This window comes from Chryseobacterium sp. Leaf404 (genome assembly GCF_001424145.1).
Taxonomy (GTDB): Bacteria; Bacteroidota; Bacteroidia; order Flavobacteriales; family Weeksellaceae; genus Chryseobacterium.
Map to the genome: position 1 here is coordinate 89,385 of NZ_LMQM01000014.1, position 17,637 is coordinate 107,021.

Annotated in this window: 17 protein-coding genes and 1 tRNA gene; 8 read left to right on the forward strand and 10 right to left on the reverse strand. The window is 37.6% G+C overall.

Annotation, left to right across the window (positions count from 1 at the left end):
• Positions 1-35: 35 nt before the first annotated feature.
• The 4 genes from ASG31_RS15875 to rbfA all read right to left on the reverse strand — a co-directional run bounded on the left by ASG31_RS15875 (position 36) and on the right by rbfA (position 4,513).
• On the reverse strand, positions 36-776 hold the full coding sequence (locus tag ASG31_RS15875) for a shikimate dehydrogenase family protein (protein ID WP_056034977.1): 741 nt from the start codon (positions 774-776) through the stop codon (positions 36-38).
• 62 nt (positions 777-838) lie between these two features.
• On the reverse strand, positions 839-2,896 hold the full coding sequence (locus ASG31_RS15880; RefSeq protein WP_056034980.1) for an endonuclease: 2,058 nt from the start codon (positions 2,894-2,896) through the stop codon (positions 839-841).
• A 48-nt stretch (positions 2,897-2,944) separates the two neighbouring features.
• A complete protein-coding gene (locus ASG31_RS15885; protein WP_056034982.1) occupies positions 2,945-4,150 on the reverse strand; it encodes an ABC transporter permease in 1,206 nt (401 codons plus the stop codon).
• Between the two features lie 3 nt (positions 4,151-4,153).
• Positions 4,154-4,513: a 30S ribosome-binding factor RbfA gene (gene rbfA / locus ASG31_RS15890; RefSeq protein ID WP_056034986.1), complete on the reverse strand. Its 360-nt coding sequence runs from the start codon at positions 4,511-4,513 to the stop codon at positions 4,154-4,156.
• 182 nt (positions 4,514-4,695) lie between these two features.
• On the opposite strand from rbfA, the gene mce reads away from it, so the two are divergent.
• Both mce and ASG31_RS15900 read left to right on the forward strand, forming a co-directional pair.
• Positions 4,696-5,094: a methylmalonyl-CoA epimerase gene (mce, locus tag ASG31_RS15895; RefSeq protein WP_056035208.1), complete on the forward strand. Its 399-nt coding sequence runs from the start codon at positions 4,696-4,698 to the stop codon at positions 5,092-5,094.
• A 63-nt stretch (positions 5,095-5,157) separates the two neighbouring features.
• Positions 5,158-5,231, forward strand: a tRNA-Ile gene (locus tag ASG31_RS15900).
• A gap of 76 nt (positions 5,232-5,307) precedes the next feature.
• Here the strand turns inward: ASG31_RS15900 and ASG31_RS15905 are convergent.
• The gene (locus ASG31_RS15905; protein ID WP_056034988.1) at positions 5,308-7,428 is read right to left on the reverse strand and encodes a helix-turn-helix domain-containing protein; all 2,121 of its coding nucleotides are present in this window, start codon (positions 7,426-7,428) and stop codon (positions 5,308-5,310) included.
• Between the two features lie 89 nt (positions 7,429-7,517).
• Here ASG31_RS15905 and ASG31_RS15910 point away from each other — a divergent pair, with 89 nt between their 5' ends.
• Complete coding sequence (locus tag ASG31_RS15910; RefSeq protein WP_131725573.1) at positions 7,518-7,934, forward strand: hypothetical protein; 417 nt, start codon at positions 7,518-7,520, stop codon at positions 7,932-7,934.
• A gap of 320 nt (positions 7,935-8,254) precedes the next feature.
• On the opposite strand, the gene ASG31_RS15915 is transcribed toward ASG31_RS15910, so the two are convergent.
• Entirely contained in the window at positions 8,255-8,776 is a 522-nt protein-coding gene (locus tag ASG31_RS15915; protein WP_056034996.1) for a gamma carbonic anhydrase family protein, read from the reverse strand.
• 150 nt (positions 8,777-8,926) lie between these two features.
• Here ASG31_RS15915 and ASG31_RS15920 point away from each other — a divergent pair, with 150 nt between their 5' ends.
• The 4 genes from ASG31_RS15920 to ASG31_RS15935 all read left to right on the forward strand — a co-directional run bounded on the left by ASG31_RS15920 (position 8,927) and on the right by ASG31_RS15935 (position 11,575).
• Positions 8,927-9,805 carry a NifU family protein gene (locus ASG31_RS15920; RefSeq protein WP_056034998.1) on the forward strand — a complete coding sequence of 293 codons (879 nt, stop codon included), beginning with the start codon at positions 8,927-8,929 and terminating at the stop codon, positions 9,803-9,805.
• Between the two features lie 68 nt (positions 9,806-9,873).
• Entirely contained in the window at positions 9,874-10,902 is a 1,029-nt protein-coding gene (gene hemH / locus ASG31_RS15925; protein WP_117585864.1) for a ferrochelatase, read from the forward strand.
• Positions 10,903-11,077: 175 nt separating this feature from the next.
• Positions 11,078-11,305: a hypothetical protein gene (locus ASG31_RS15930; RefSeq protein WP_056035004.1), complete on the forward strand. Its 228-nt coding sequence runs from the start codon at positions 11,078-11,080 to the stop codon at positions 11,303-11,305.
• A gap of 9 nt (positions 11,306-11,314) precedes the next feature.
• Entirely contained in the window at positions 11,315-11,575 is a 261-nt protein-coding gene (locus ASG31_RS15935; RefSeq protein WP_056035008.1) for a hypothetical protein, read from the forward strand.
• Positions 11,576-11,681: 106 nt separating this feature from the next.
• Here the strand turns inward: ASG31_RS15935 and ASG31_RS15940 are convergent, their stop codons facing one another.
• Positions 11,682-12,893 carry a type IX secretion system plug protein domain-containing protein gene (locus tag ASG31_RS15940; protein ID WP_056035011.1) on the reverse strand — a complete coding sequence of 404 codons (1,212 nt, stop codon included), beginning with the start codon at positions 12,891-12,893 and terminating at the stop codon, positions 11,682-11,684.
• Positions 12,894-12,964: 71 nt separating this feature from the next.
• Here ASG31_RS15940 and ASG31_RS15945 point away from each other — a divergent pair, with 71 nt between their 5' ends.
• Positions 12,965-13,603, forward strand: a complete 639-nt coding sequence (locus ASG31_RS15945) for an MBL fold metallo-hydrolase (protein WP_056035014.1) — start codon at positions 12,965-12,967, stop codon at positions 13,601-13,603.
• A gap of 83 nt (positions 13,604-13,686) precedes the next feature.
• Here the strand turns inward: ASG31_RS15945 and ASG31_RS15950 are convergent, their stop codons facing one another.
• From ASG31_RS15950 to ASG31_RS15955, 3 genes are read right to left on the reverse strand one after another with little or no spacing between them, the layout of a single operon-like run.
• Positions 13,687-15,855, reverse strand: a complete 2,169-nt coding sequence (locus ASG31_RS15950; protein WP_231433787.1) for a TonB-dependent receptor — start codon at positions 15,853-15,855, stop codon at positions 13,687-13,689.
• A complete protein-coding gene (locus ASG31_RS18975; RefSeq protein ID WP_231433786.1) occupies positions 15,806-16,126 on the reverse strand; it encodes a TonB-dependent receptor plug domain-containing protein in 321 nt (106 codons plus the stop codon). The genes ASG31_RS15950 and ASG31_RS18975 overlap by 50 nt, the downstream gene beginning before the upstream one ends.
• A gap of 13 nt (positions 16,127-16,139) precedes the next feature.
• Complete coding sequence (locus tag ASG31_RS15955) at positions 16,140-17,636, reverse strand: trehalase family glycosidase (protein ID WP_056035018.1); 1,497 nt, start codon at positions 17,634-17,636, stop codon at positions 16,140-16,142.
• Position 17,637: the final 1 nt, after the last annotated feature.

The window sequence follows — 17,637 nt, forward strand, 5'->3', positions numbered from 1 at the left end:
AATGTAAAAAAAGCATAACAGAGTACTAATTTATACTATTTTTTTTGATTACTCCAAATTTCCCATGCTTTTTCTGCTTGTTGTTCAAGCATATAAAATCCATTTGCTGTTTTCGCTCCTTTTTCAGAAGCATTTATGATGAATTTTGTATAATTTGGATTGTAAATCAGATCGATAATCAAATGTTGGGGCGTAATTCCGTCAAAAGGAAAATCCAGGCAGTCATCAATATGCGGAAAAGTTCCTACAGGTGTTGTCTGAATTATTAACTGATAATTTTTTACCGTTTCAGCAGAAATATTTTCAAAATTATATTCGTCAGAGCTTCTTGCAACGGTAATATTAGGAATTTTCATTTGGTCTAAAACATATTTTACCGCTTTTGCCGCACCTCCGTTTCCTAAAATCATAGCAGATTGATGGTGAGGCTTGATGTGAAGAAGCAGAGTCTTATGAAAACCTGCAGCATCAGTATTGTAGCCTTTTTTTATTCCGTCGCTGATTTTTACACAGTTTACAGCGCCGATTTCTCTTGCCTCATCGCTTAGTTCATCTAAAAAATCAATAATTTTTTCTTTGTAAGGAATCGTAACGTTGAAACCTAAAAGTTCGGGATTACTGAAAAGCGTATTCACATCTTCAATATTCTGCAGATCAAAAATGTTGTAAGAATGATTGTGAATCATCAGTTTCTGAAATTTATCTTCAAAATATTTTTTAGAAAAAGAGTAGGAGATGTTCCGTCCTACCAGCCCCAGTTGTTGTTTGCCTTCCATGTTTCAAAAATAAAAAAAAGACCGGAAAATGCCGGTCTTTTGATGTTTAATTTGGTTTAAGATTAATCGATGATGAATTTTGCAGAGAATTGATCAGTTTTCAGAATATAAACTCCGTTGGAAAGGTCTTTTACGTCGATTTTATTGGAATGAACAAACGGTTTTTCAATTTTCTTTAAAAGCTGACCGTTTAAGTTATAAATCTCAGCAGTTTTAATATTATCCAGTTTTTCACCTTTAATGAATATCTGGTAGTTTTTTACCGGATTTGGATAAAGTTGATACTGAGTTTTCTCAACGATAAGATCTTTTGTGCTTAAACTACCGCAAGTCCAGCTTAGATCATCAATCGCAACACGATCGCCGGTTGAAGTGATTGAGATCACGGCATTTCCAGAAATGTTGATGTTACTTATTGTTGTGGTCTGAACCACAGAACTGTAAGGTATTGTGCCTACAGTAGTTCCGTTGATTTTTAAGGTAAGTGTTCCGGATGAATCATTTGTGAATGGTAATCTGGTGGATACAGTAACACTGTTTACTCCACCTGAAAGAGTAGAACTTGTGAGATTACCGTTTCGGATAACCACCGCACGTCCGTTAATCGTCTGGTCTGTTCTTGCGTCTGTTGCATTCCAGGTGATTCCATTGCTCGTCCACGTTCTAATAGCGTAGTTGCTTGCATTGGCAGGCATGGCCGAGAAATCTTCTGTTCCACAGGTTGATCCTCCTGGTGGAATTGCTGTAGTGCTGGCCTGCACGGTATTGCTTTGAGGAGAAAGGTTGCTGGCGGCATCTGTAGCAATCACATAGAAGCTGTATGCAGTTGACGGTGCTAAACCGGATACGTTAGCTGTGGTTCCAGAAACTGTAGAGTGAAGAGTTCCGTTAACGTAAATCATATATCCTGTAACAGCAATATTGTCTGTAGCAGCTGTCCAGCTTAAAGAAACTGAGTTGCTTGAACTTCCTGTTGCAGCAAGGTTTGTAGGCGCTGTAGGTGCTTGGGTATCTAAAACTGTTGTTGCCTGAACGGTGTTGCTTTGAGGCGAAAGATTATTGGCCGCATCTTTTGCAATGACATAGAATGAGTAGGTAGTGCCGGATGCAAGTCCTGAAACAGTTGCAGTAGTACCTGTAACGGTAGAATAGAAAGTACCGTTTACATAAATGTTATATCCTGTAACGCCTATGTTGTCTGTAGCGGCAGTCCAGCTTAGAGAAACTGAATTCGTGGTAGTTGCCGTAACTGCAAGATTTGTTGGAGCAGTTGGAGCCTGAGTGTCAGTGCTTGGCGCCCAAATATCATTTGCATAAGACGGGTTGTCTATGAAAGGATTTCTGTTTCCCTGATATGTGTAGGAAGCATTATTTCTTATAACTTCATTAGGTGAAACCGGGTCTGCGTTATGCCACGCCAAAAGCTGGTTGAGCTCCCACGTCTGAAGGCCTGGAAAAGCAGAATTACCAAGCATATTTCCTGAAGAAAATCCTGATAGCTGGGTTTCATATCTTGTTACAAAATAGAAAATCATTCTTGCAACATCCCCTTTGAAAGCATCAATAGGTTCAAATACGGTTCCGGAGTAACCCGCAGAAACAGAATTACCTCTTTTAGATCCATTTTGTGAGATATAATTAGTAACGCCCACCACACCAAAAGGGAGGCTACCTCTTGCATTATTTACATATCCGTCGGTTGCTCTGATGAAATGTATATCTGAAACCATCGGAGAAGCTTCGTTGAAGAGACTTTGCGGTACAATGTGTTCTCTGTTGTAGCAGTCACCTTCGCCGCCGTAATTTCCGCACTGCGAACTTGTGCTGACGTAATTGTAAGGGTCTACACCGTTAGGGTTTTCAGAGTAGATATCAAGGATACTGTTGTCATTTTCAAGCCCCAGAACTCCTGGCGCATTGTCGCGGTCTGTGGTCTGATATGCTGTCCATAATCCGCTGTAGCTTCCTGGGTTGTGGTTGGCTGTGATAATGTTTTTAAGCGCGGTTTTGAGAGGGGCGCCCGTTAACCCGTTTGCGGCAGTGTAATATCCTGCCGGAGCCTGAGCGTTGCTGAAGATTACAGCAAAACTGAATGCTAAAAAGGAGAGAAATCGCTTCATTTTTTTGAAATTGGGCGACAAAGGTACAAAAATTAAATCGCTGATATATTAACTTTTAGTAATATAGCCCTTGCTGATTTTAGAAAAAATCCACGAAATAAGAATTCCAAAACCTGCGGCTGTAGCAGAAACAATTACGTAATTTTTCCATTCTATTCTTACAGGAAACGGCAGGTTTTCAACTACTTTAAACAGACCGGTGTATTCCTGAAAAAGACAGAGTGAAGTGCCAATCACGAGTCCGCTGATGATGCCGGCGGAGACGATTAGAATTCCTGTGTAGAAATATGTTTTTCTGAGGTGGCTTAAAGGGAAACCCAGCGATACCAAAGATCTCGCCTGCTCCCGCTTGTCCAGCTGCAGAATAATGATTGCGCCCGCAAGATTAAATGTTGTAATGAATATTACAAGTCCGAAAATAAGATAAATAAAGAGTTTCTCGGTATTGATCATTTTCCAGAATGCAGAATTTTCTTCTGTTTTAGTGCTTAATATCACATCTTTACCCAAGCTTTTTTGAAGTTCACGCCTCACTTCATTTACGTCATCAGGATTTTTAAGTTTGATAACGATGTTGTATGCAGAATTTTTTGGAAGATTTAAAAGTTCTTCGGATAAAGCGATTGGAGCAATAATGTAACTGTTCAGCTGATCTTTCCCGTTAAAAACTCCGGTAATGAAAATATTTTTCCGGTTATAAATGTCTTCTTCTCTATTGATAAGGCCTTTGCCTGGCTTTGGCATGTATAAAGTTGCCAGATCCTTATCTGAATTTACAGGAATTGAAAGCCGCAAATCAAGAGAATTTTCAATTAAAACCTCATCATTAAATCTAAAATCAGGATATGTACCCAAAATAATACTGCGGTGGAGAGGATTAACTTGGGCATACACAGAATCTACGCCACGGAGGTAGGCAATATCGCCTTTTCCGTCGAAATTAATGTAAACCTTCTCTTCAATGACCCTCGAAAAATGAGCGATCTCTTTGTTCTTTTTTAAAATTTCAGAAATTTCTGAAGTGTTTTTAATAGTTTTTCCGATTTTGCTTTTAATCGTAATATCGGCGTGGAGGTCTTTTACAAGATCTTCATTAAAATCTTCCAGCCCTGAAAATACCGAGATAATTACAAACATTGCTGTTACTGCCACGCCCATTGCTCCCACGGCGAGCCATGTGATAAAAGTTACCGCCGTACTTCCTTTTTTGGAAATAAGGTAGCGCGATGCAATGTAAAATGCAATGTTTTTCAAGATTTACAGAATAGGATTTTCTCCCTCGCCACGAAGTTCTTTTTCAATTTTTTCCACATCATCCAGAGTGGTATCCAGATAAAAATTAAGCTGTGGAATAATACGAACCTGCTTTGCCATTTTCTGACCGATAAAATTTCTGTACTGTGCCTTGTTTTCCTCAATTTCCTTCATAATTGAAGAACGGAATTCCTGAGGGAAGATGCTTAAATAAATTTTTGCAATCCCCAAATCCGGAGTTACCTTCACATCAGAAACCGAAACCAAAAAGTTCTGTTTGCTTTCCGATGCCTGTTTGCGGAAAAGTTCTGCGAAATCTTCCTGTATAATCTGTGCTACTTTTCTTTGTCTGTTACTTTCCATAATTTGTGCAAATTTACTACTTTTGTTTTAATTGTTATTTCTAAATACTTCGTAAAACTTATAATTTGCTGTGATTATTCTGAAATAAAGAGTTTTCACAACTTCAAGTGAAAAAAGTCGGAAGTAAATTGTTAGAAAAAGCTCCCACACAATCAGTGGGGGAGACCATTAAAAAATTATTTATGAAACTTGAGCATATTGGTATTGCCGTAAAATCACTGGGATTTTCTGATGAATTATTCACTAAATTACTAGGTAAAGAATCTTATAAACAGGAATCTGTAGAGCGCGAAGGTGTGGTGACTTCTTTCTACGCCGCCGGAGAATCCAAAATAGAACTTTTGGAGGCTTCAAAAGAAAGCAGTGCGATCTCAAAATTTATCGGGAAAAAAGGTGAGGGCATTCATCATTTGGCCTTTGGGGTAGAAAATATTCAGGTAGAGATTGAAAGACTGAAAAAAGAAGGATTTCATTTTATCTCAGAAGAGCCTAAAGAAGGTGCTGATAATAAAATAGTTGTCTTTCTGCATCCCAAGTCCACCAACGGTGTTTTGGTAGAATTGTGCCAAGAAAAATCATAAAAAGTTTTGTAAAGAGATAAATTTTGCTATTTTTGCACACACAAAATTTAACCAAATTTTTGAGGTCCTATAGCTCAGTTGGTTAGAGTCCCTGACTCATAATCAGGTTGTCCTTGGTTCGAGCCCAAGTGGGACCACAATAAAACCCTTGAATACGCTGATATTCAAGGGTTTATTTTTTTTTAATGTTTCTGCAGGCAGCTTTGCTTTTTTTTAATTTCCTTTTTTAAAATTAAAATGATTAATTAAAATTCTGATTTCATTAAACTCAAAATCTGACGGCAGCGCAGATTTCCACTCGTTGAGAGTTTCGTGAGGGTTTTTGTAAAATTCATCTTCAAATTTTTTGATTTTGTCTGAAGTAATCACTCTCGTAATATCCAAAAGACCATTTTCTGCATATTTTGCGAGATGACCTATGACGGTTTCTTTTACCAGACCTCTTTCCATTGCAATCTGAGAAATGGTTTTTCCCTGCTCGAATAACTGGAAAGTTAAAACCTGAGAAGGTACTTTGGCAATCTGCATCGTCACTTCTTTATCATTTTTTTCATCTAAAAGTTTGGTTTCCAACAAATGAATTTCTCTCAAACTGTTTAAATATTCTTCTATATCTTCGAGCCAGTTTCTGAGGTCGTCGTTGTATTGTTTCAGCCCTTTTGCGCCTTTTATTTCAGAATAAAAATCCTTCGTCGGATCAAAGATTTTATTTCTTGTTTCTGTAAAAAAGAAATTAACAGCGCCTTTGGTTTTGCTTTCAATTTCAGTCCATTCTTCTTCTCCGTTGATGAAACTGATGATTTTTTGGTTTAAAATACGGTCAAGTTTCTCAAAGATTTTGATGAGATTCAGAGTATCGTGCTTCAGTTCCTGATACAGCTTTTTAGCCTTGAGATGATCGATGCTTTTAGTAACGATGGATCGGTTGTTCCAGTCTTCCACTTCTTTCAGAAACCAATGGCAATCAATTGATCGGAGAACTTTTCTGATGCTGTAATCGTATTTTTCTTTATGAATTATGGTTTCCACATGATCGTTGGCGTGCGTGTCTCCCTGAAATTTCAGAATTCTGTTGTCTTTAAAAATAACTTCAGGTGTAATTTTAGATTTTAAAACAATTCCTTCCAAAGTACGGCAGCGTGAAAGAGCAACATAAACCTGCCCCGCTGTAAAACTTTTTCCGGCATCAATAATTACTTTATCAAACGTCAAACCCTGACTTTTATGAATGGTAACTGCCCACGCCAGCTTTATCGGAAATTGCTCAAAGCTTCCCAATACTTCTTCCTTGATATTTTTTTCGCTGTCAAGAAAGTATTTTTTCTGCTCCCAGACTTCTCTTTTTACAGTAATTTCTTTTTCCGAACCTTCCAGAATTACTTTTATTTCATTGTCGTCCAGAGAAGAAATTTCACCTAATTTTCCGTTGTAATATTTCTTTTCTCCAGAAATATCGTTCCGGATAAACATCACCTGAGCGCCAATTTTTAAATCTAAAAACTGCTCATTCGGATATTGGTTTTCTTTAAATTCACCAAAAAGTTTGGCTTCGTAGGTTACGCCGTCATATTTCAGTTCCTGCAGCTTTTCCTGATTGATGTCGTCTGCCATTTTGTTGTGCGAGCACAGATAAACGTACGGCTGATCTCCGGAATCAAAAAGCGGATCGTATCTTTTATTTAATTCCTCAAAATCAATATTCGCAACATCGCCGTCGCGGATGGCATTTAAAATTTCAAGAAAATCTTCGTCGGTCTGTCTGTAAACCTTCGTCAGTTCGATGGTAAGTAACGGAATCTGTTTGATGGCTAAACTGTCGAAGAAGAATGGTGAATTATAGAACATTTTTAAGACATATTCATCTCTCACCACGGGCGGAAGCTGGTATAAATCTCCGATAAAAAGCATTTGCACACCTCCAAAAGGCGAGGCGTTTCTTCTGATAAAACGCAGCGAATGATCCATCATATCCAAAACGTCGGCTCTCAGCATTGAAACCTCATCGATGATGATTACTTCTAATTCACGCAGGAGTTTTAATTTATCTTTTCTATATTTGAAATGTTGTTGAAGATCAAAAATATTATTGGCAAGATTGGTATCTATTCTGTCTGTAGTTGGCAAAAAAGTCCGCAGCGGAAGGCCAAACATGGAGTGCACGGTAACTCCGCCCGCGTTGATTGCGGCTATGCCTGTGGGAGCTACCACGATGTGTTTTTTGCGGGTGCGCTTTACGAAATCATTCAGGAAAGTGGTTTTTCCGGTTCCGGCTTTTCCTGTTAAAAATACGCTTCTGTTGGTATGCTCAATTAATTCAAAAAAATGATCTTTCATCGTGTTCAAAATTACAAAAATGTTGCGAAGGCATACACTTTGATTTCGTTTAAAAAAATGATATAATGAAAATGAATTTCATAAAAATAATGTCAGTCTGTTTATTTTCTGTGATGATTACCGCCTGCAAAACGGCCGCACCGGATCCGGAAACGTTACCTAAAGATATTGCTGAAAGACCTGCTGATGCAGAGAGCAGAAAGTATGATCAGGCACAGCTTGATATTCTGAAATCATCCATTGATGCTGAGATTGAAAAAGAAAAATGTACAGATCCTAAAGAATGGGCATTTGCTCCAATCGGTGCCAAAGCTTGTGGTGGGCCATATTCTTACATTGCCTATCCAAAGAAAAATGAAACTTCAATTCTGGCAAAACTTGAAAATTTCAAAAACAGAATGATTGCTCACAATAAAAAATACGAACTTGTTTCTGACTGTATGCTGCCGGCAGAGCCGGTTTCCGTCAGATGTGAAGCGGGAAAGGCTGTGTTGGTATATCCTTAGGGTAGAAACAAGGCAAAAGTAAAAAAGAGTCAAGGTTATCTAAAAAAGCCAAGTAATGAGGTTAAAGAGCCAAGTGAAAAGGCAAAAGTGCCAAGTTTGTTACGGAAAACCAGGTGATAAATTTGATTTTTTAAATAATTCTGTTACAAAAAAAATTAGGTGATCAACCACGAAGTGGTTCAATTAACCGATACCTGTAGAAATAAAAACGACTTTGAAAAATATTTCCGAAGTCGTTTTTATTTTAAGTCTTTGCAAAACTAAAAATTATCAGTAAACTTATAAACCATTAATCCACTAATCCAATCCGACTCTCAAACTCACTTTTCTTCCTTATACCATGAAGAATATTTCACATAATTATCTGCGATTCTGTTTACTTCGCCTTCCAGAAGCTGAGAATTTATGTCTTTTAATTTCCTTGCAGGAACGCCGCCCCAGACTTCTCCGGATTTGATGTGTGTTCCCTGGGTAACCACAGAACCTGCGCCAACGATGGAATTTTCTTCAACAATACAATCATCCATCACGATGGAGCCCATTCCAATTAAAACATTATCCTTGATGGTGCAACCGTGAACAATTGCGTTGTGACCGATGGATACGTTGTTGCCAATATTCAAAGGATGTTTCTGATAAGTGCAGTGCAACATCACGTTATCCTGAATATTGACCTTGTTTCCCATTTTAATGTAATGTACATCGCCTCTGATTACGGCATTGTACCAGATGCTGCAGTCAGTTCCCATGGTAACATCTCCAATAATTGTTGCGGTTTCTGCTAAAAAAGTATTTTCTCCAATCTGAGGAGTTTTTCCTAAAAGTTCTTTTATTAAAGCCATATTCTGATTTGAAAATTTAATAATGTGTTAATTTGAAAATTAGATTTAAAACTACGGTGGTAAATTACAGTGATAGCAAAAATCTAACTCCCAACTTCCAGCTTCTAACTTCTAAATCCGTATTTTTGTACATTCAAATTTAATTAAAAAATGCGTACTATACTTATAGAACCAACCGAAAACCCTAAAGTGATGAAATTTGTATCCGACTACAATTTGATTCCCGGGTCTTTGGAGCTGGACAGAGATTCTGATATATCAGAAATTCCTTTGGCACAGGAACTTTTCAATTATCCTTTTGTGGAAAGAATCTTCATCACCGCGAATTTTGTTGCTGTGGCAAAACAGGACACTGTAGAATGGGAACACGTTGCAGAAAGCCTGAAAAATGTAATCGAAGACGAACTTTTGGCAAACCCGAGAATTTATCTTCAGAAAAAGAAAGAGATGTATCAGATTTATGCTGAAATGACGCCAAATCCTAATGTGATGAAGTTTGTTTCAAGTCAGGTTTTGATGGATGGCTTTGTAGAGGTGAAATCAAGAGATCAGGCGCAGGGTGTACCTTTGGCTCAGGCAATTTTTACTGAATTTGATTTTGCGAGCGAAGTATTCATTTCTGATAATTTTGTTGCCGTTACCAGAAATAATTCTGTAGAGTGGCACCAGGTGATGATGGCTGTACGTGGTTATATTGCCGAATATCTGCAGAGTGGAGGCGAGATTTCCAATATTGAAAGTCAGAAGCATGAAAATCCTGTAGAAAAAATTATCAACAGAGATTATACTGAAGATGAGCAGAAGATTTCTGATATTTTAAATGAATATGTGGCCCCGGCTGTAGAAAATGATGGTGGTAAAATTTCTTTGATGGAATACGACGGCTCTACAAAAACAGCCAAAATGCTTTTACAGGGCGCATGTTCAGGATGTCCAAGCTCAACTGCAACTTTAAAAGGAGGAATTGAAAATATCTTAAAACAGTTCGTACCTGAACTGGTAGAAAAAGTAGAAGCCGTAAACGGATAAATAGATAAGTAATCAGCAATGAGTAATGAGCAATATGTAAATTACTCATTACTGATTACCCATTACTCATAATTATGAAGGGAATTTTATTAGTCAACCTCGGTTCGCCAAGGTCAACATCTGTTCCGGATGTGAAAGAATATCTTGATGAATTTCTGATGGATGAAAAGGTAATTGATTACCGTTGGTTTTTCCGTGCACTTCTGGTAAAAGGAATCATCCTCAACACAAGACCTGCAAAATCTGCAGAGGCTTACAAAACAGTCTGGACAGACGAGGGTTCTCCTCTAATCGTTATCACCAAACAGCTTCAGGCAAAACTTCAGAAATTGGTGGATGTTCCGGTAGAAATCGGGATGAGATACGCCCAACCCAGCATTGAAGCCGGAATTCAGAAGTTGGTGGATCAGGGCGTTACAGATATTGTACTTTTCCCGCTGTATCCGCAATATGCGATGAGTACAACAGAAACAGTAATTGATAAAGCCGAGGAAGTAAGAAAAAAATCTTTTCCGCAGATTAGAATTAATTACATTCAGCCTTTTTACAACAGAGATATTTATATAGACTGTCTCGCGGAAAGCATTAAGGAAAAACTTCCGGAAAATTTCGATGCGTTACAGTTTTCCTATCACGGTGTTCCCGAAAGACATATATATAAGACAGATCCTACCAATACCTGTAACTTAAATGACTGTTGCTCGCGGAATTCAAACCCAAGTCATCAGTTCTGCTACCGTCATCAGTGTTTCAGTGTAACGAATTCGGTGATTAAAAAATTAGGTTTACCTAAAGAAAAAGTGATGGTCACGTTCCAGTCGAGATTAGGAAAAGATAAATGGATGGAGCCTTACACGGATGAGACGTTGGAAAATGTCGGCAAAAAAGGGGTGAAAAACTTAGCAATTGTTTGCCCGGCCTTTGTTGCTGACTGTCTGGAAACGCTTGAAGAGATTTCTGTGGAAGGAAAACATCAGTTTGAACACGGTGGAGGAGAGAATTTCCATTACATTCCATGTCTGAACGATGAAGACCGATGGGTGAATGTGGTAAAAACACTTTGTGAAGAAAAATTAAATGATTTTTATGGGGTTTGACTCAAATAAAACTTGTTTTTAAATACCGTGCCCCCTTTTTTTTTCAATAGATTTTATTTAAAATATAATTTTTTTTAACAATACCCCTAAAAATTAGGGGTATTGTTTTGTTTTTTAAATTTTTTTTCTACCTTTACTTCATCAAAGACAAACTGACACTTCAAAATTTGAAATAATGGAGACAACTATTGAAATTTTAAAAAAGAAAATCGACATTTTAAGTCCGGATCTTGTAGAAGCATTATCTAAAATTCTGAACACTGTGGAAACACAGGATTTGAAAGATATCTCTCAGTTTCAGATGGACGAAATTTCATACAGAATTTATTTCCATTCTGAAAATCCGAATACGAAGCTCGATTTTTTCGAAAATATAGATGAACTTGAGCATTTGTGTGCTTAGGATGAAGCAATGAAAGTGCTTTTATCATCCATCGCAAAGAATGACATCCGTTTGCTGATGCGTGTTTTCAATGCTGAAAAAAAGAATAAAGACAGATATTTCTTAGATGTACTGAAAGATTCTGTACAGCAGATTGTTGAGAATACAAATCATTTAGATATCAAAAGTAAAAAGATGCAGGTTTTTAAAACCGAAAATCTCCCAATCAATATTCATTATGTGATCGAAGATAATAACGATTTACTGATAACAGCGGTCTTTAAAGAATAGACCTTAAACCCAGAACACTTTGTTTGTTGACATATTATATTTTATTTTTCTGTGAGTCTTAAAAAGACAGTTGATCTGGACCTTACAGTTATTCTGTAAGGTTTTTTTATTTCACAGGTGTTCTGAATTCTCCGTAGCCTATCAGTCCGTCGTAATTTCTGCCAAAAGGTCTGTAGTAAAGAAAGGCCTGATATAGATTTTCTGTCTGCCAGAAATTTCCGTTAATCTCCCCAAAATTCATTCGTCCGTCTGTCTCTTTTGTGGCTAAAATATAGTTGTAGAAACCCTGTTTCATAAAGATTTTGGCGATGTATTTTTTCTTTTCTGCATCATAAGTCATCATATATTCTTTTGATGGTTTAAAATCATTAAAACCACCTAAAACATAAAGCTCTTTACCCATCGGTTCAGAATCTAAAGAAAAATGAACCACCGCATAATCTCCCTCACGCTCAGCATTCCGCTCAATTCCCATATCGTTTCTTCTGAAATACCACGCTCCGTTCACATCTGGCTGATACTGATAATCTAAAGGATAAGCCCAAACCGGATGCAGATAGGTCTGATGAACATTGTCGATAATTTCTGTCGCGCGCACCATATCGGCAGGCATTCTGATATTTTTATTGTCGAAATAATAAAATTCATTATTCCCGGGGAAAGTAAGATTCATCTGTTGGAAAAGCAGTTGATTTCCCATTGTAGAACTTGCCTTCTGATTAAAAACAGTCATGTGCGGGTTGTTATTCTGAACCACATTCATGGTCATAGAATTCACGTTGGAAGAAATGTCGCCGCCTTTGGAAGTTGCCTGTACTTCAACTCTCTGGTTGATGTTCGGGTTTCTGGCATCTGAAACTCTGGTTATGTTTAAAGCTAAATTCACCCCATTTTCCGAAATACTGAATCTTCTTTTAAATAAAGGCTTATCTGCAGAATCTTTGTAAACGATGATTTCAAAATTACCGGAAATTTTGGGTCTGATTTTATCATTCGGAAATGAAAGCTTGTAATGCGTATAAGGCCGAAGCGTGTTGAAAGAATATTCAAACTGGTCGAGCAAGGCATTCATCGTTCCTGTAGCGATTTCGGTGAAAAATAAGTTATCATCCTGCCAGTTTCTGTCGTAATGTTTTAAAGTATAACGGAAAATCGTGCTGCTGTTTGTAAGATCATCAAAACTTAATACCAGCTGCTCACCCATGTTGATTACAGGTGTTTCGTCGTTGGTCTGAGGATTAAAAAGCTGTATGCTCTGTATGTTTTGGCCGAATACGAGACCACTCAGACCCAGTAAAAATATCTTTAACGTTTTCATTCTTACGAAGATAATGAAAAATGCCCATTTCACTATTATTATCGTATTTTTGATGAAAAATTAATCTCAATATGTTTCAGATACAGGCTTTCGTATTCAATTTTGCAAGTGAAAATACTTATGTTCTTTTTAACGCAAATAAAAACGCATGGATTATCGATCCGGGAAATATGAATGAGCAGGAAACGAAAGCAATTTCAGATTTCATCAACGAAAAGGAATTAAATGTCACCAAAATTATTCTTACTCATGCCCATATTGATCACGTTTTAGGTCTGCAGTGGGCGTTTGATGCGTATAAAGTTCCGGTTATGATGCATCGGGATGATAAAGAGGTTTTAGATATGTTTCAGATCAGCGGGATGAGGTTTGGTTTTGAACTGGATCATATTAATGTTGATTTAGAATACATCAATGAAGATGACGAAATGGATTTTGACGGAGAAAAATTTAAAATATATCATGTTCCGGGGCATTCTCCGGGAAGTGTGGTTTACCATAATGAAGCTCAGAAATTTATGATTTCCGGAGATGTTCTTTTTGAAGGAAGTATCGGCAGAACAGATTTGTACAAAGGAAATTATGAACAGCTGATTGATGGGATTAAAACCAAACTTTTTGTTTTGGATGATGAAACGCAGGTCTTTTCAGGTCACGGAAATCCTACAACAATCGGTTTTGAGAAACAGTATAATCCTTTTTTGAAGTAAATTTTCGAGATTTTTCTGAAAATTAAATGTAAAAACCGCCAGAAAATCTGACGGTTTTAATCAATTTTTATGAAGAAATTAAATTAGAAATCCAAAGTAATTGAAGCTCTTACAGCCGCGCCCATAATCGGTCTTGCCATGATGGTTCCGTCTCCGGATGGAGATCCTGCTCTTGGGTCACCTTCAGTAATTCCGATGGTGTTGAAGATATTGGTTCCGTCAACTGCAAATCTTATTTTCCCCAGCTGATAGGAAGTTCCCGCTCCTACCTCTGAGAATGACGGCAATGTCTGCGCATTTTTCTCATCCTGGAAACGTTTTCCGTAATAATTCACACTTGCATACGCTCTCCATTCTTTCGTAATGTTTACAGCAGGATCGATGTTGAAATAGAATTTCGGCATTCTTCTCACGGTATTGTCATCATAGTTAAATGTAGAGCCGTCCCCGTTTCTACCAGTAAAATCCTGATATTTTGGGTTTTGTACGGTTCCGTTGAAGGTGATTTCCAACAGATTGTTAAAAAGTCTTGCATAACCTTCCAGTTCTACCCCAAAGTTGGTGGTGTTTGCAAATTTGTTTTCTGAAGTTCCGTCTGAATAAACATCGGTAAAAGACAGGTTTTTTAAAGTAGAGTAGAAAGGAATTACTGCTACATCAAAAGTTCTGGAATAATATTTATATCCCACTTCCAGCTGATTGGTCGTTACGGGTTTGATGGCAGAAAGATTGTTCATATTGCTGTAATATGATTCTTCGTTCGGAGATCTGAAACCATTGGAAAAGCGTGCGTAAACAGCATTTCCTTTATTGATTTTATAATTCATCGCTGTAGTGAAAGAAACTCTGTTTACATCATACTTCCAGTATGTGAATTTATTTCCCAAAACAGATATATTATCATCTGCCGTAGTTGTAAGGAAGCTGTGCGTTCCGTCTGTTGTTAAGCCAGAATTATTTAAATTTCCGGAAGTTGTATTTACGCCGTAACCTTTGTAGAAATCACGGCTGTAACGGATTCCTCCGTTTAAGCTTAAAGCATCAGTGATGTTGTAATCTAAGTTCGCATATAGGTCATTCAAACTTCCCTGAACCTGAGAATCTCTTAAAAGAAAAGATATTTCTGTAACTCCGTTGTAGGTTTTAGAATATCCCGTGCTGTTTGGTGTAAGAGACGTATCTGTTAAATTTAAAAGTTCGGGATTGTCTGTTGCTGTTGCCAGAATATTGCTCCAGTTCCAGTTTTGATGAGTTTTCCAGTTAGATTTGTAGAAACCAGCGGTCAGGTTTCCTTTATCAAATTTATAGCTGAACTGTAAGTCATTCACAAAATTATTCATCTGTTTGTCTATTGCCCAGAATCCTAACTTCTGTACAAAAGCAGGATTCACAACTGCACCAGAACTTACAGACGTAAATTGGAAATTATTTCCTGTAATTCCGTAATCGTTTGCAAATTTGGCCGCAGTTGTAGGTACGCCAGCAGGGAAAATTCCCGTATAATTCATATCAATATTGGTGTATCTTGTTTTGTTTAAAACAGAGAAATTTCCCCCTAAATCATACTTAAATTCAGCGCCCAAAACATCAACTTTCGGATGAATTCCGTCTTCTAAATTTCTGCTGAAGAAACCTCCGCCCGCTTGAGGAATATTCAGCTGACTGATATTTCTGTAGCTGTACGTTCCGTAATTGGCATCGAAACCGGCAAATTCTTTAAGATCACTTCCATTCTGCACCAAAGGAATCGGCAGGAAAAACGTATTTCTGTCGTCTAATTTTTTATAATAAACCTTAGCGTATCCTTTGTCGAAAACGTATTTCAGATTCATTCTGATCTGCCCGCCCTGATTGGCTTTAAAATCAGTTTTTCTGATTCCGTCATCTGTTCTGTAAAATCCGCCTACATTGAAGAATAATTTGTCCTGAACCAAAGCGCCGCCCACATTCATATCAGTACGCATCAATCCGTAAGTACTGGTTTCAAGTTTCGCGGTTCCTTTAAAATCATTTCCGCCCTCTTTGGTAATAAAGTTGATCAAACCACCCGGCGAATTGGTTGCAAAAACAGAACCCGAAACACCTCTCAAAGCTTCTAATCTGCTGACAGAATTATCTACTCTGAAAAAATTATCTGCATTGGCAAACTGTAGAGCTCCGTCTTCAAAAACCGGAAGACCATCTTCCTGAACCTGAACAAATTCATAAGCTCCGGCCGAAGGAATTCCCCTTGCAAAAAAGGTTATTTCCAACTTCTCCACCAGAAGTTTCTACCGCAAAACCGGGAACTCTCTGTAACAGGGCAGCCGCATTGATTGGGTTTTGTTTCTGAATTTCTTTTGCGGTAAATGTGGAAATTGCAGTGCTTGATTCGATTTTTGGTTTTGGTCTGGAGTTACCCGTTATTACAACCTGGTCAATAGATGAAACTCTGGCAGAATCCTGAGCAACTTCCTGACCGAAAGCACTGTTGAAATAGAATGTTGCGATACCGGTAAGCAACAGAATGGATCTTTTTTTCATAGCTTTTAATTTTTTAATGTTTGTTTATTTGAAGTTTGATTAACTGTTTATGATAAACACCGTTCGTCCATACAAAACCATCCTGGTTGGGATATTCTCCTCCGCCAGCAATGGTTTCTGTGTCTAAAGCGTTATATTTTTCCATTAATTTTCCGGTGTTGCTGTACACTCTTTCTACATTGCGGCACCAGTTGTTTTTAATTTTTTCGGCGGCATCATCAAAGCCATAATTTTTCATAGACTGAAAACCCAACCATTGATAAGGTGCCCATGCATTAGGGAAATCCCATTGCTGCCCGGAATTTTTGGTTGTGGTAACCAATCCTCCTGCGTACAGAAATTTTTTCTCAATATTTTCTGCAACCGCGAGAGCCTGTGCCTCACTGGCCAGACCCAAAAATAAAGGATAAAGAACGGCAATGTGTTCAGACGGGGTTTTTGTGTTTTTTTGGATGTGATAATCGCTGTACATTCCAGAATCTTCGTTCCAGAAATACGTATTGATCATCTGTCTTCGCTTTGCCGCTCTCTCTGAATATTCCTTTTCTTTATGTGTGTCATTTTTTGAAGCTGAAGTTTTTGCCAATGTACTTTCCAAATGCCAGAGAAGACAGTTCAGATCCACCTGTGCAATATTCAGAGTTTCTATGGTCTGTATTGTTTCTCCATCTTCAAACCATCTGCTGGAAAAATCCCAACCAGATTCGCAGGCACTTCTTATATTTCTGTAAAATTGTTTTCCAGCATTTTCACTGTCTTCAATATCAACTAGATAACTCTCTGTTCTTGGCGTATTTTCGGAGTCGAAATATCTGTTTAAAACATCACCATGAATCGTTTTTAAAACTCTCTTCGAAGTTGAATTTTTATCTAAATTTTCCTCGCCATCCATCCAGAAAGCATATTCTTTTTCTAAAGTATCATGATATTTGATGTAAATATTTTCATCTTTTGTTGTTTCAAAAAGTAAATCGAGCATTAACGAAAAATAAGGCGGCTGAGAACGACTCAGGAAATGAGTCCGGCTTGCATTCGGCACAAATCCAACTGTTTGAATGAGATAAGAGCAGTCTTCAATGATATTTTCCATCATTTCAACTCTTCCCGAAACCTGTAAACCGAGCATGATAAAATAACTGTCCCAATAGAAAAATTCGTTAAAACGCCCTCCCGGAACGATGTATGGTTTCGGAAGTTTCAGCAGTGTTCCTCTTTCTTCATAAGCAGTTCTGGTCAGTTCATCCCAAAGTTTTTCTATGTGTTCGTCAATCGGTAACTGAGTTTCTCCTGTAACTGAAATTTTAGTTTCCAAAAAATCGAAATTGGCAAGGACGAATTTTTTTAAATCAAAGTTTTCAGTATTTTTTTCATTTTCATATTTTGCATTAATGTCATCAGCAGAAAAAAGAGGAACAGCATCAGTCATTATTTTTTGGTCTTCAAAAATCTGTGACCGCTGAACGTCATCAAAGAGCGCCTGAATTTGGTTGATATGCAGTGGATTACCCATT

Excerpts from the sequence above, each read along its gene's own strand:
- ASG31_RS15875 (WP_056034977.1), bottom strand. The coding sequence starts at position 776 with ATGGAAGGCAAACAACAACTGGGGCTGGTAGGACGGAACATCTCCTAC.
- ASG31_RS15880 (WP_056034980.1), bottom strand. The coding sequence starts at position 2,896 with ATGAAGCGATTTCTCTCCTTTTTAGCATTCAGTTTTGCTGTAATCTTC.
- rbfA (WP_056034986.1), bottom strand. The coding sequence starts at position 4,513 with ATGGAAAGTAACAGACAAAGAAAAGTAGCACAGATTATACAGGAAGAT.
- mce (WP_056035208.1), top strand. The coding sequence starts at position 4,696 with ATGAAACTTGAGCATATTGGTATTGCCGTAAAATCACTGGGATTTTCT.
- ASG31_RS15905 (WP_056034988.1), bottom strand. The coding sequence starts at position 7,428 with ATGAAAGATCATTTTTTTGAATTAATTGAGCATACCAACAGAAGCGTA.
- ASG31_RS15910 (WP_131725573.1), top strand. The coding sequence starts at position 7,518 with ATGTCAGTCTGTTTATTTTCTGTGATGATTACCGCCTGCAAAACGGCC.
- ASG31_RS15915 (WP_056034996.1), bottom strand. The coding sequence starts at position 8,776 with ATGGCTTTAATAAAAGAACTTTTAGGAAAAACTCCTCAGATTGGAGAA.
- ASG31_RS15920 (WP_056034998.1), top strand. The coding sequence starts at position 8,927 with ATGCGTACTATACTTATAGAACCAACCGAAAACCCTAAAGTGATGAAA.
- ASG31_RS15930 (WP_056035004.1), top strand. The coding sequence starts at position 11,078 with ATGGAGACAACTATTGAAATTTTAAAAAAGAAAATCGACATTTTAAGT.
- ASG31_RS15935 (WP_056035008.1), top strand. The coding sequence starts at position 11,315 with ATGAAAGTGCTTTTATCATCCATCGCAAAGAATGACATCCGTTTGCTG.
- ASG31_RS15940 (WP_056035011.1), bottom strand. The coding sequence starts at position 12,893 with ATGAAAACGTTAAAGATATTTTTACTGGGTCTGAGTGGTCTCGTATTC.
- ASG31_RS15945 (WP_056035014.1), top strand. The coding sequence starts at position 12,965 with ATGTTTCAGATACAGGCTTTCGTATTCAATTTTGCAAGTGAAAATACT.
- ASG31_RS18975 (WP_231433786.1), bottom strand. The coding sequence starts at position 16,126 with ATGAAAAAAAGATCCATTCTGTTGCTTACCGGTATCGCAACATTCTAT.
- ASG31_RS15955 (WP_056035018.1), bottom strand. The coding sequence starts at position 17,636 with ATGGGTAATCCACTGCATATCAACCAAATTCAGGCGCTCTTTGATGAC.